At 44.6% G+C, this 13,201-nt stretch carries 10 protein-coding genes and 1 other annotated feature (1 of these 11 cut by a window edge); of the genes, 7 read left to right on the forward strand and 3 right to left on the reverse strand.

Translation table 11 applies throughout. The features are described from left to right. Positions 1-158, forward strand: a binding site (T-box leader) (it extends 60 nt beyond the left edge of the window). A gap of 46 nt (positions 159-204) precedes the next feature. Continuing rightward, on the forward strand, positions 205-1,464 hold the full coding sequence (tyrS, locus tag CU633_RS01980; RefSeq protein ID WP_101658051.1) for a tyrosine--tRNA ligase: 1,260 nt from the start codon (positions 205-207) through the stop codon (positions 1,462-1,464). Positions 1,465-1,618: 154 nt separating this feature from the next. Here the strand turns inward: tyrS and rpsD are convergent, their stop codons facing one another. Continuing rightward, complete coding sequence (rpsD, locus tag CU633_RS01985; RefSeq protein ID WP_101658052.1) at positions 1,619-2,221, reverse strand: 30S ribosomal protein S4; 603 nt, start codon at positions 2,219-2,221, stop codon at positions 1,619-1,621. A gap of 424 nt (positions 2,222-2,645) precedes the next feature. On the opposite strand from rpsD, the gene CU633_RS01990 reads away from it, so the two are divergent. Then, positions 2,646-4,559 carry a sensor domain-containing diguanylate cyclase gene (locus CU633_RS01990; RefSeq protein WP_101658053.1) on the forward strand — a complete coding sequence of 638 codons (1,914 nt, stop codon included), beginning with the start codon at positions 2,646-2,648 and terminating at the stop codon, positions 4,557-4,559. Between the two features lie 286 nt (positions 4,560-4,845). Here the strand turns inward: CU633_RS01990 and CU633_RS01995 are convergent, their stop codons facing one another. Continuing rightward, a complete protein-coding gene (locus CU633_RS01995; protein WP_101658054.1) occupies positions 4,846-5,325 on the reverse strand; it encodes a GAF domain-containing protein in 480 nt (159 codons plus the stop codon). 162 nt (positions 5,326-5,487) lie between these two features. Between CU633_RS01995 and refZ the strand changes: the two genes are divergently transcribed. After that, positions 5,488-6,114: a forespore capture DNA-binding protein RefZ gene (refZ, locus tag CU633_RS02000; RefSeq protein ID WP_101658055.1), complete on the forward strand. Its 627-nt coding sequence runs from the start codon at positions 5,488-5,490 to the stop codon at positions 6,112-6,114. Here the strand turns inward: refZ and hisJ are convergent. Then, on the reverse strand, positions 6,111-6,914 hold the full coding sequence (gene hisJ, locus CU633_RS02005) for a histidinol-phosphatase HisJ (protein ID WP_101658056.1): 804 nt from the start codon (positions 6,912-6,914) through the stop codon (positions 6,111-6,113). The two genes, refZ and hisJ, sit on opposite strands and share 4 nt — an antisense overlap. Positions 6,915-7,166: 252 nt before the next feature. Here hisJ and ezrA point away from each other — a divergent pair, with 252 nt between their 5' ends. From ezrA to mbcS, 4 genes are all read left to right on the forward strand, one after another. After that, on the forward strand, positions 7,167-8,855 hold the full coding sequence (gene ezrA, locus CU633_RS02010; protein ID WP_101658057.1) for a septation ring formation regulator EzrA: 1,689 nt from the start codon (positions 7,167-7,169) through the stop codon (positions 8,853-8,855). Between the two features lie 126 nt (positions 8,856-8,981). After that, a complete protein-coding gene (locus tag CU633_RS02015) occupies positions 8,982-10,127 on the forward strand; it encodes a cysteine desulfurase family protein (RefSeq protein ID WP_101658058.1) in 1,146 nt (381 codons plus the stop codon). Position 10,128: 1 nt separating this feature from the next. Next, positions 10,129-11,337, forward strand: a complete 1,209-nt coding sequence (gene thiI, locus CU633_RS02020) for a tRNA uracil 4-sulfurtransferase ThiI (protein ID WP_101658059.1) — start codon at positions 10,129-10,131, stop codon at positions 11,335-11,337. A gap of 197 nt (positions 11,338-11,534) precedes the next feature. Next, positions 11,535-13,121: an acyl-CoA synthetase MbcS gene (mbcS, locus tag CU633_RS02025; RefSeq protein WP_101658060.1), complete on the forward strand. Its 1,587-nt coding sequence runs from the start codon at positions 11,535-11,537 to the stop codon at positions 13,119-13,121. Positions 13,122-13,201 lie beyond the last annotated feature (80 nt).

The following is a 13,201-nucleotide window of genomic DNA, read 5'->3' on the forward strand; positions in this document are numbered from 1 at the left end:
GCTGCAAGCCGGTACAAATAGAAGGATGAATTACCTCCCTGAGCATTTACTGTGAAACCCGAGTAGCAGTAAACGGTAAAACCGTTATCTTTTTTAAGTGGAGGGCTTATCTGTGCCCTCAATCTGGGTGGTACCGCGCTAATCCATGCGTCCCTGCATTATTGCAGGGGCGTTTTTTGTTTAAGCCAAGAAGGAGGAATAGATATGAGTTTATTGAAAGATTTGGAATGGAGAGGAATAATTTACCAGCAGACAGATGAAGAAGGAATCCAAGAAACGTTAAACAAGGAAAAGATTTCACTCTACTGCGGAGTTGATCCGACAGCCGACAGCATGCATATCGGCCATTTGCTGCCTTTCCTGACATTGCGCCGCTTCCAACATGCAGGCCATCGCCCGATCGTTCTTGTCGGTGGAGCGACTGGCTTAATCGGCGACCCGAGCGGAAAGTCTGAAGAGAGAAAACTGCAAACCCTGGAGACGGTTCAACACAATGTAAAAGGCCTGCAGGGACAGCTTGAAAGAATTTTTGATTTTGAAGGTGAGAACGGCGCGATTATGGTCAATAACTATGACTGGGCCGGCTCGATGGATATTGTCACGTTCCTGCGCGATTACGGCAAGCATGTAGGGGTCAATTACATGCTGGCCAAGGATACAATTGCCTCCCGCCTCGATACGGGAATATCTTTTACCGAGTTTACGTACACGATTTTACAGGCGATCGATTTCCTTCATTTATACAAAAATCACGATTGCAGAATGCAGATCGGTGGAAGCGATCAGTGGGGAAACATTACAACCGGTCTGGAATTAATCCGCAAAATGCAGCCTGAAGGTTTGAAAGCATACGGCTTGACGATCCCACTCGTCACGAAGGCGGATGGTACAAAGTTTGGGAAAACGGAGAGCGGGGCAATCTGGCTTGACCCTGAAAAAACTTCTCCATACGAGTTTTACCAGTTCTGGATTAACACGGCTGATGCTGATGTGATCAAGTATTTAAAATACTTTACGTTTCTTTCAAGAGAAGAAATCGAAGAGCTTGAGAAAGCGGTCGAGGCAGAGCCGCATTTGCGTAAAGCACAAAAAGCTCTCGCGGAAGAAATGACTTCATTAATTCACGGGCCGGAAGCATTGCAGCAAGCAATCAAAATTTCTGAAGCGTTGTTCAGCGGTGATGTCAAAAATCTTTCAGCAGCCGAAATCAAGCAGGGCTTTAAAGATGTTCCATCGCATGTGCATAGCGATGGAGAAGAAATCGCGATTGTTGATTTGCTGGTTGCGGCAAAAATTTCTCCGTCAAAACGGCAGGCGCGTGAGGATGTCGGAAGCGGGGCTGTGTCTGTTAATGGCGAGCGCATCACAGATACCGGTTATATTTTAACCGAAGCGGACCGAATCGAAGGGCAATTTACAATCATTCGCAGGGGGAAAAAGAAATACTTCTTAATTAAATATTAATTATGCGAAAAGCCTTCCGGTTGCCGGAAGGCTTTTCTACATAGGATGGGGAAAGCAGAATCAATTAAATGAACAGCATTGCAGAAACCATGAAGCCCTTCTTATCCAAATAAAAAAACAAGCCGCGGAATAGTCGACGGCTTGTTTTGCGCTATTAACGAGAATAGAATTCAACGATCAGAGCTTCGTTGATTTCGGCAGGCAATTCAGAGCGCTCTGGCATGCGGGTGAAAGTACCTTCCAATTTATCAGCATCGAAAGTTAAGAAGTCAGGTACGAAGTTGTTTACTTCAATTGCTTCTTTGACGATGTCAAGATTGCGGGACTTTTCGCGCAAGCTGATTGTTTGGCCAGGCTGCACGCGGTATGATGGGATATCAACACGTGAACCATCAACCAAAATGTGTCCATGATTTACAAGCTGGCGAGCTTGGCGGCGTGTGCGCGCTAAGCCTAAACGGTAAACAACATTGTCCAAACGAGATTCAAGAAGAATCATGAAGTTTTCACCGTGTTTACCAGCCATTTTGCCGGCACGATCGAACAGGTTGCGGAATTGGCGCTCAGTTACTCCGTACATATGACGAAGCTTTTGCTTTTCCTGTAATTGCAAACCGTATTCAGAAAGTTTTTTGCGCTGGTTAGGGCCATGTTGACCAGGAGCGTAAGGACGCTTTTCTAATTCTTTACCTGTACCGCTTAGAGAAATTCCAAGACGGCGGGATAGTTTCCAGCTTGGACCAGTATAACGAGCCATGAATGACTCCTCCTTTGTGTTTTTATTAGTAAAATAAAAACAGTTGTGACGCACAATCGTGGCCATTTTGTCTTCATGTACCTTCGCCCCAGCAGCTCGGAGTTACCCAATACACCATCCTGGAGGAGAAAACCTCCACAAGAGGAACAAAATGCGCCCACAAAGGTGTTCACATAGGCTGCGATATTATTTTACACAAAGGCTATTATATAATTTTAGTTGGATAAAAGTCAAGACCATTACTATAAATCAACCGAATAAATATTTTGCAGGTAAAGAGTCATGAGTACAAAGATATGGTATAATGAGGAATATTCAATATGAATTCGGAACGGCACGTATATATCATTATATTTAAAAAATCAATTGTTGGCTTAGACGGACTTTCCTGTGACAACCCTGTAAGATAATAGGTGATGATGGAATGGAATTGCTTGAAGACAATATTATAGTAAATTTAAAAAGCCGTTTTTTTGATTTGTTTGATGTCGAAAGCGGTTTATTGCGTGATGAGTTTTTACTGGATGCCATGATTGGTTCAATCAAAAGTTTGCTCGATGCCAGTGAAGTAACTTTGCTTGCGTCTAGTGAATGGAATCAACAGCTCGTCATCGAAGCTTCCACAGAAAAGAGTGCCAACACAGCTGCTTTTTCTCCTATTGTAACGTATGAAGAATATGAACAATTATTAAAAGGGGAAATTGTTTACCGCTCCGGTGCCCCTCTTGCAGTCTTTGGCGAATGCGATTTGTCGCTGGTCATCAAGGAAGAAGAACGAATTCTTGGATTTTTGCTTATTAAAGAAAAAAATCCGGGCAGCCAATCCGCTTTTTCCGATCAATTGCTGACCAATATATGCAAAGAATGTGTCACATTTATGAAAAAAGTCCGCGGACTTTCCAAAATTGTGGTTGATGAGAAGCGTTACAGGCAGCTTTTTCGAATCACGGAAAAGCTTCATTCCTCGATGGACATGGACGCAGTTCTTGGAGAGATCATTGGCACATTAAAAGAAGTTTATCCATCTTTTACCTATTACTTATTGCTTTCACAGGATAATAACAGCCATGGCGGTTTGCCGGTCAGAGACCTGGAATACGACAGCGAAAATATTGCCGTCATGCAGGCTTATGTAACCGGGCAGGTCCAGCTTGAGGATTCCGTTCAAGACAGAAAGTCTGTGCTCTATGCTCCGTTAAAAGGAAGACAGGGAGTATACGGTGTGTTGCAGGTCATTGCTCCGAATACAGTTGTTTTTCCGCAAAAAGAGGTTGAGTTTATCATGCTCCTTTCCAACACGGCAGGCGCAGCTTTGGAAAATGCCCAGCTCTATCAGCAGTCAAGGCGGTTAATCTCTGATCTTCAGCTCATTAATGAGACATCCCATCAGCTTAATTCAAACCTCAGGCTTACCGAGACGATAAGCTATATGTCAAAGCAAATTATGAAATCGTTCGATGCTGACGAAGCAGGCTTCATTCTTCTGCACGAAGATCTTGAACAGACAAAGGTGATGCAGGGCAGCAGCCGATTTTATTTTACTGAAGAGGCGAAAGCCTATATTAAATATATAAAAGATAAAATCAAGAAAGAAAAGGATTCTTTATTTATTGGTGATTTAAATCTGCGCGATGGTGAGCTTGCTGAGCGGTTTAAATCGATTATGGCTGTTCCGATGGTACAAAGTGAAGCGCTGAAAGGTTTCGCGCTTGTCATGCATAAACAACCGTATCATTTTTCTTTTGAGGCTTTTAAGCTGCTTCAATCGCTGATCCATCACTCGACACTGGCCTTTACCAATTCAATGCTGCGGGAAGAACTCGAAAAAATGGTGGTCACCGATCATTTAACAAAGCTTTATTCCCGGAATTATTTGAATGAAAAAATGGATATGTCGATAGAAAAGGACGGGCAGGGCACGTTTATTTTGATTGATATCGATAACTTTAAATCTATAAATGACACGTACGGCCACCAGATCGGTGATGAGGTCATCATTCAGGTGGCAAGCATCATTAATGCCCATATCCGCTCGACGGATATTGGATCAAGATGGGGCGGGGAGGAGCTGGCAATTTATTTGCCTAATGTTCCCCTTGAGGCGGGGGTCGTGATTGCCGAGAGGCTGGTCGAAAAGGTCGCCGCAAATACGTCACCGCAAATCACGATCTCTTGCGGGGTATCCCACTGGAATTCTGAAAAATCAGATACGAGCAATAATTTATTTAAAAGAGCGGACCGTGCCCTCTATTTAGCAAAAGGTACGGGAAAAAATAAAGTTGTCGTGCAGAATGAAGAATCAGGGACGATACTCCAAAATAACGTGATTTTCAAATAAAAACAAAGCAGCCGGTTCGCGCGAATTTTTATTTCAGCGGACGGCTTTTTTTAAGCTATAGGAAAGTATAAACGTTTCTAAATATAGTTGGGCGTTTCGATGTCCAGCTCCAGCGCCTAGCCCCTCGAGTCGCTTCGGTCCTGCCAATGAAGTCAAAAAGCGACTTCACTGTCAGGCCCTCCAGCGCTTGTCGGGGCTGACCAAGGCGCTTGCGCTTTTCTTATATGAATTGACGAGTGTACAAAGAAACAGCCAAACCGAATCCAGTCAGGCTGTTTTTAAATATTTATAAATACCGGACAAGTGATGCGGCAAACTTCTCCAGCTTGGTTTGATCCAATTCATCAAAGCGGTTTTTTTCCGGGGAATCAATATCCAAAACCCCGAGCAACTTTCCATCCTTCAACAATGGCACTACAATTTCGGATTGTGATGCAGCATCACAGGCAATATGGCCAGGAAAAAGATGGACATCTGCCACCCTTGCCGTTTCCTGCAATTGTGCTGCTTTACCGCACACACCTTTTCCGACCGGAATGCGTACACAGGCTGGCAGCCCTTGAAACGGCCCGAGCACAAGCTCATTGTCTTCGAGTAAATAAAAGCCTACCCAGTTGACCCGGTCCAGAAATTGATTCAACAAGGCTGACGCATTGCTCAAATTGGCAATCCGATTTGGTTCTCCTTCCAACAGAGCATTAAGCTGTTTTATGACCATTTCGTAATTTTCTTCACGCGTACCCTGATAGGAATCGACCTTAAACATCAACGTTCACCTTACTTCCTGAGTTTATATGTTTCATATGATCATAACCCGCTGAAAAAGCGGGTACTTTGTCGACAATTATATAAAGGAAAGTTAATAGATGCAAAGAATGTTACTTATATACTATTTTAATCCAATTGACCGGAAAGGAGGAGGGAAACGTTGAAAAAAAACAGTAAGGACGCGATTGTCGAGGCGGCGATTATGCTTTTCAATACGAAAGGATACAATGGGATTTCGATCAGGGATATCGCACGAAAAGCAGAGGTGAATCCCGCCAATATTGCTTATTATTTTCATAATAAGAACGGCCTGCTCGAATATTGCTTTACAACCTTTTTTGAAAACTACATGGCAGAGATCGAAAAAGGGTTTGCTCACATTGATTTCGGGGCTGCCCATTGCTTAAAGCAAATCGGCAAAAACTTGCTTGCATACCAGTGTGAGCACATCCACTTAACAAGATTTGTTTTAAGGGAAATGTCGATTGACTCTCAAGTTGTCAGGGAAATCATGTCCACTTACTATGTGAAAGAACGCTATTATTTCAAACAGGTGCTTGAAAAAGGAATCGGAGCCGGCGAATTTTCGATCCAATCCATTCCGTATGCGATTATGCAGTTTAAAGGACTATTAATGATGCCTTTTCTGAATATTCAATACGCAACAGAAGTGCTCCATATTTTTCCGCATGAAAACTACTTTTTGAAAATGTATGAACAGGAGCTCGTCCTTTGGATTGAAAGGGTGCTGTGCACGAGTGAGCGCGAACAGGTACTGGCTAATTAGGGAGCTGGAATAAAAGCCATCTGTTCACGCCCTTGTCCCAGCTCTTTTGCCTGGTGTGCGTCAGAACCATAAACAAGGGGGATTCCGAGATCAGCTGCTTTTTCAGCAATCCAATGTGGCGGATAAGGCTCCCGGCACAGCGGCTTCGCGGTTCCAGCTCCGTTATAATCAAGTTCATAGCCGTAACGTTTGATCGAAAGAAGAATTTCAGCAATTCTTTCGTTGTAATCATACGCGGCAGGGAATTTTTTATGGAATTTCCTGACAAGGGTGATATGCCCGATCCGCGCCGGCTTATAGCGGCCAAGATTGGCTTTGATTGATAAAAGCAATGTATCAAAATAGCGCTCGTATAACGCTTCGATTGTCCCGTACTTTTCAATCATTTGTCCGAAAACTTCAGGGCTGTAATCGAGACAGTCATAGCTGTTTCGGTATTTTAAAAAGTGCACAGATAAAATGGCATCATCCAGTTTTGGCCCCACTTTGTCCAAAAAACTCCGTGTTTCCTCTTCATATCCTTCAATAAAGTCGACTTCCAGGCCCGCATTGATTTTAATCACACCGGCATATTGTTTCTTTACAACGTCCAGATCGGCAAAATAAGCATCCAGCAATTCAGGTTTCATGGCACTGTCTTTACCCGGAGCTGGGTCTTCAAACTCCCCGGGAAGCGGTGCATGCTCTGTAAAAGTTATTTCCTTAAAACCGAGTACAATGGCTTTTTCGATGTACTCGGAAAATGAATCAGCGGTTCCATGCGGGCAATATTTTGTATGAACATGGCCATCCTTCAGCATTTACCGTCCTCCTTCTTTCCATTAAAGGGATTCTTAAGCTTTTTTTTGTAAACCTGGAATATGATCTGAATTCACTAAATCAGATAAGCTAATAGCGTTAATTTTTGTTGATATTTCAAGAAAAAGTGAAATTATTAGTCAAAAATTGTCGTTTACATGGTATCATAAAAACAAAGAAAAAACATTTTATTTCATTTTTTACATAGAACAGTAGAATTGCTCCGAATTCGTTGTTAAAACTGGGGGTTTACAATGGAATACATCATTGGCGGATTAGCCATTATTATCATTTTATTTTTAAGCGGATTTTTATTGAGAAAAAAATTCTATCATGACATTGACCGGCTGGAAGGCTGGAAGATTGATATAATGAACCGGCCTGTATTGGATGAAATGTCAAAAGTTAAACAGTTAAACATGACCGGGCAAACAGAGGAACTGTTTGAACGCTGGCGGGATGAATGGGACGAGATCGTTACGACGCGGCTGCCGGCTGTCGAAGACCTTTTGTTCGACGCAGAAGAATTTATCGATAAATATCGCTTTGGGAAATCGAAAGAGGTTCAGGCAAGGATAGAGCGTGAGCTTACTGAAACAGAAGAACAGATAAAAAGCATCCTTGCCGAACTTAATGAGCTTGTCGGCAGTGAAGAAAAAAACCGGGCAGAGATCGACGGATTAAAGGAACAATACCGCGAAAATAAAAAAACTTTGCTTGCGCACAGGCATCATTATGGAAAAGCTGAAGCAACGCTTGAGCAAAAATTGGACAGCGTTATGACGAAATTCGAGGATTTCGATGAAAAGACGAACCAGGGCAATTATCTGGAAGCTCGGGAAGTGGTGCTTGTCATAAAAGACGAGCTTAAAAAAATCAACTACTGCCTTGAAAATCTGCCGCATTTATTGGTGGAATGCCAGGCAACGATTCCGGGGCAGATTCAGGAAGTCAAAGATGGCTGCCGGGAGATGGCAGCACAAGGGTATGTTTTGGACCATCTCCAGATTGACAAGGAAACCGGGAGGCTCGAAAAAGAGCTGGCCGCATACGTTGCTTATCTTGAACAGGCCAAGGTTTCCGAAGTGGAGAACGGAATCCCGGCTTTAAAAGAAAGCGTCGAAAGCTTATTTGATCTTCTTGAAAAGGAAGTACATGCAAAACGCTTTATAAGCCAGCACGGGCAGGGAGCTAAAAACTTCCTGGAAATGCTGCTTGATGAAAAAGAAAAGCTCAAGGCCGAGACTCTTTCGGTCCAGCAGAGCTATCATTTAGCGGAAAATGACCTTAAGAGTTTGTCTGAAATGGAGAAGCATTTGACCGAGCTTTCGAAAAGGCATCTGGTGCTTGAGACCAGACTGGCTGAAAACGATACTGCACAATCGGTTTTAGGCGATGAATTAAGAGAAGTGCAGCAATTGCTGGAAGCCGTACTGGATGAGCAGAAAGAATATGCCGAGAAGCTCCAGACACTTCGGAAAGATGAAATATCGGCTCGTGAAAAGGTTGTTGAGCTCAAGAAGAATATCGGCGAGACAATCAGAACGGTATCGAAAAGCAATATTCCGGGCCTGTCGCATACGTACCAATATTTATTGGATGATGCCAATGAGAGCATTCAAAATGTGGTGCTGAAGCTCGAGGAAAAGCCTCTCGATATCCCGGCGGTGCAGAGGTATTTGGAAATAGCCGTTCTAACGGTCGAAAAGCTGGCCGATACAACGATTGAACTTGTAGAAAATGCGATGCTTGCTGAAAAAGTCATCCAATACGGCAACCGTTATCGAAGTCGTTACCCTTCAGTCGCAAAAGGGCTTAATGAAGCAGAAATTGCTTTTAGAAGCTTTGACTACCAGGCGGCGCTGGAACAGGCGGCAACCTCTGTAGAGGAAGTCGAACCGGGTGCACTGCGAAAAATCGAAATGATATTAGCAAAAGAATAGAAAAACAGGCCGACGCTACAGGCCTGTTTTTTTGGATTTGTCTGGATTCCGGCTGGATTTACGCCAATTGATTATGATAACATTTAAAGTTGGCACAAATGTTTTAAAAACAAGGGGGAAGACACGATGATTTACTTTGATAACAGTGCTACAACCAAGCCTTACAAGGAAGTATTGGATTCGTATGTTAAAGTATCCCAGGACTACTTTGGCAACCCTTCCTCACTGCACAGCGCCGGTGCCCAGGCAGAAAAGCTGCTTTCACATGCAAGAGCACAGACGGCCAAATTAATGAATGTAAAGGCCAATGAAATATATTTTACATCCGGAGGCACGGAGGGCAATAACCTGGCGATTAAAGGTGCCGCCCTGGCATATAAAGGACGGGGACGGCACATCATCACGACGGAAGTTGAGCATTCCTCCGTCAGGGAAGCAATCGAACAATTGAAACGGGATCATGGCTTCAGCGTCACTTATGTTTCTCCGGATTCTGACGGAAGAGTAAAGATGAACGATATCGAAAAGGCGATAACCGATGAAACAATACTTGTCTCGGTTATTCATGTCAATAATGAGGTCGGGACAATCCAGCCGATTTTCGAGATTGGCAATATGCTGAAAAAGTACGAAAAGATCATCTTTCATGTCGACCACGTCCAGGGGATTGGAAAGGTTCCTTTGGATATATATGAATGCGGTATTGATCTTTGCACCATATCCGGCCATAAATTTCACGGGCTGAAGGGTACGGGTGCCCTGTTTATAAAGGAGGGTCTTACCCTGTCCCCGCTCTTTTCCGGGGGGAACCAGGAATCGAAAATCAGAAGCGGCACAGAAAATGTCGCCGGGATCGTGGCAATGGCAAAAGCGCTGCGGATGACTTTTGAAAAAAGGGAAGAACTTTTGCGGCAAATGGAAGCGATCAAGGAAACATTAAGGGAAGAACTGCAATCAATCGGAAGAGTAAAAATTCATACTCCACACAAGTTTTCCGCTCCGCATATTTTGAATTTTTCAATCAAAGGCTTTAAAGCAGAGGTTTTTGTGCATGCCCTTGAAGAGGAAGGCATTTACGTTTCAACAACCAGCGCCTGCTCGTCAAAGCAAAAAGCGGCGAGTTCAACACTTTTGGCGATGGGTATTCCGGATGATGAGGCGGGCAGTGCGGTGCGGATCAGCCTCTCCTACGATAATACGCTGGAGGAAGCGCTCCGTGTCATTGACATCATCAAGAACGCGATAGACAAACTGGGAAGGGTTATGAATTAACATGAATTATGATCGAATCCTGATTCGCTATGGTGAAATCTCAACAAAAGGAAGAAACCGCAACAAATTTATCAGCCTGCTTAAGGCAAGCATCCAAAGAGTTTTGCGCGATTATCCAAAAGCGGCCGTTCAGGCGGACCGGGACCGGATGTATGTGTTGCTTAACGGCGAAAATGGCGAAGAAATTGCGGAAAAGCTAAAAAAGGTGTTCGGAATCCAATCGTTCAGCCTTGCGGTTAAAACCGGCAGGGATGTTGACGAAATGAAATCGGCTGCATTGAAGCTGTTTTCAAGAATTTATGAGCCAGGAAAAACTTTTAAAATTACGGCCAAACGAGGCGACAAAACATTTCAGTTAAATACCGATGACATTAATCATGAATTCGGGGGATATTTATTGAAAAATATTCCCGGTCTTAAGGTAAACGTGAAAAACCCGGATATTAATCTGCAAATTGAAGTCAGAAAAGAGGCAGCTTACCTTTCCTGCGAAAATATCCGCGGCGCCGGGGGACTTCCTGTCGCGTCAAGCGGAAAAGCAATGCTGATGCTTTCAGGGGGAATTGACAGCCCTGTCGCCGGGTATTTGGCGATGAAAAAGGGAGTCGATATTGAAGCAGTCCATTTTCACAGTCCTCCATTCACGAGTGAACGGGCCAGGCAAAAGGTGCTTGACCTATCTGAAAAGCTTGCCGGGGTCAGTGGGGCCATCGCTCTCCATATCGTTCCGTTTACTGAAATCCAGCAGCTGATCCAGAAACAGATTCCCGAGAATTATACAATGACGACGACAAGGCGGCTGATGCTGAGAATCACAGATGAATTGCGCCGGAAGCACGGGGGCCTTGCGATTGTAACCGGGGAAAGTCTCGGCCAGGTTGCCAGCCAAACTCTCGAAAGCATGTATACAATCAATGAGGTGACAAATACACCGATTTTAAGACCGTTAATTTCGATGGATAAAACAGAAATTATGGCCATTGCCGAAAGCATTGGCACACACGAGATCTCAATTCGGCCGTACGAAGACTGCTGTACTATTTTTGTACCGGCGGCTCCGAAAACAAAACCGCGGCGCGAGAAAGTTCAGCGCTATGAAAGCTTTATCGATTTTGAACCGTATATTCAAAAAGCCGTAAATGATACGGAGCTGCTCATCATCAAACCTGGATTCGGCGAAGGAGCAGAGCAAATGGATGAGCTGTTCTAAAAGTTTCCGGAATGCGATGTTTTCCGGCCGGTTGGAATATCCAATTGTACGCGGTGGCACAGAATTCCCTGGTTCAACCTGAGTGAAGTGCTACATGGAGCGGGTGGCCCGCTTCTACTTTTTTTGGAGTTATAACGTAAAAATTTTAAAAATTTAGTATAATGATTTTGAGAGAATTGATGTGAGGGGGAGTATCTTTGAAACGGGAAGACTTGATTGCACCTGAAAAATATAATTTAGTTCGTGAAATGGAACGATTTGCGGACGAACCGGGAAAACTGGCGCTTAAATGGGAAAATGAAACAGGAGACACCAGTGAAATTACATATGAACTGCTGATAAAAAACGCGAATAAAATTGGCAACGTCTTTCTTCGGAGCGGCCTGCGGCGGGGGGATGTCATTCTGATCATGGTTCCGCGCCTGGTCGCAGCTTATCAGGTTTATATTGCCGCTTTAAAAGCGGGGATGGTCGTGATTCCAAGCTCGGAAATGCTGCGCAGCAAAGACCTGCAATACCGGATTAGCCATGGCGACGTCAAAGCAATCGTCAGCTATTATCCATATGTCGGGCAATTTTCTGATATCAAAGAGACGGCGGGCCTTGAAAAGTTTGTCATTGGCGGTAAAGCTGAAGGCTGGACCGACCTTGATGAACAGATGGCAGCTGTATCGGACGAAATGCCAATCGCGGAAACCTCGCGGGATGATATGGCGTTTTTATCCTATACTTCCGGAACTACCGGTAATCCGAAGGGAGTCGTCCACACGCACGGCTGGGCATATGCCCATCTGAAGACAGCGGCCGAGAAGTGGCTTTCCATTCAAGAAGGCGATACGGTCTGGGCAACGGCGGGGCCGGGCTGGCAAAAATGGATATGGAGCCCGTTCCTGTCCGTGCTTGGAACCGGTGCAACCGGCCTCGTTTATCATGGGAAATTTGAACCGAAAAAGTATTTGTCGTTGTTGGACAAATATGAGGTGAATGTATTGTGTTGCACCCCAACGGAGTACAGGCTGATGGCAAAGGCTGACAACCTTCACGAGTACAAGCTTTCACATCTCCACAGTGCTGTATCCGCAGGCGAACCGTTAAACAGGGAAGTAATCGATACATTTAGAAAGTATTTTAACGTCGATGTCCGGGACGGGTATGGGCAAACGGAAAATACGCTCCTTGTCGGTGTGACGAAGGGGATGGAGCTCAGGGCTGGCTCAATGGGTAAACCTACCCCCGGCAACCGTGTCGAGATTGTCAACGATGAAGGCGAGCCATGTGAGGTTGGCGAGGTCGGCGATATTGCCGTCCATGTCGAAACACCTGCTTTATTCAAAAAATATTATAAAGACCCGGAGCGAACCTCGATGCAGTTCAGGGGCGATTATTATATCACCGGTGACAAGGCAAAGAAAGATGAGGACGGCTATTTTTGGTTTGAAGGGCGCGGTGATGATATTATTATCAGCTCGGGTTACACGATCGGCCCTTTTGAAGTGGAAGACGCTCTCGTCAAGCATCCGGATGTAAAAGAATGCGCCGTCGTTGCGAGCCCTGATGAAATCCGCGGACATGTCGTAAAAGCTTTCGTTGTGCTGCGCGATGGCGTTGACCGGGATTCTGCCGATCTTGTCAAAACCTTGCAGGACCATGTCAAAGGCTTAACGGCACCATACAAATATCCAAGAAAATTCGAGTTTTTAGACGAGCTGCCGAAAACGACTTCCGGAAAAATCAGAAGAGTTGAACTTCGTCAGAAGGAATTGGGAATGTTGAAGGAGAACTGAGTGAGCTGGGGAGAAGCCCTTCATCCAGGTGATGAAGGACAAAAAGAGGTAAGTGAGCTGGGGAAACGTCCTTCATCCAG

The sequence above is a fragment of the Bacillus sp. V3-13 genome (genome assembly GCF_002860165.1).
Taxonomy (GTDB): Bacteria; Bacillota; Bacilli; order Bacillales; family Cytobacillaceae; genus Bacillus_BJ.

Coding starts and splice junctions, on each gene's coding strand:
- tyrS (WP_101658051.1), top strand. CDS start 205: ATGAGTTTATTGAAAGATTTGGAATGGAGAGGAATAATTTACCAGCAG.
- rpsD (WP_101658052.1), bottom strand. CDS start 2,221: ATGGCTCGTTATACTGGTCCAAGCTGGAAACTATCCCGCCGTCTTGGA.
- CU633_RS01990 (WP_101658053.1), top strand. CDS start 2,646: ATGGAATTGCTTGAAGACAATATTATAGTAAATTTAAAAAGCCGTTTT.
- CU633_RS01995 (WP_101658054.1), bottom strand. CDS start 5,325: ATGTTTAAGGTCGATTCCTATCAGGGTACGCGTGAAGAAAATTACGAA.
- hisJ (WP_101658056.1), bottom strand. CDS start 6,914: ATGCTGAAGGATGGCCATGTTCATACAAAATATTGCCCGCATGGAACC.
- ezrA (WP_101658057.1), top strand. CDS start 7,167: ATGGAATACATCATTGGCGGATTAGCCATTATTATCATTTTATTTTTA.
- CU633_RS02015 (WP_101658058.1), top strand. CDS start 8,982: ATGATTTACTTTGATAACAGTGCTACAACCAAGCCTTACAAGGAAGTA.
- thiI (WP_101658059.1), top strand. CDS start 10,129: ATGAATTATGATCGAATCCTGATTCGCTATGGTGAAATCTCAACAAAA.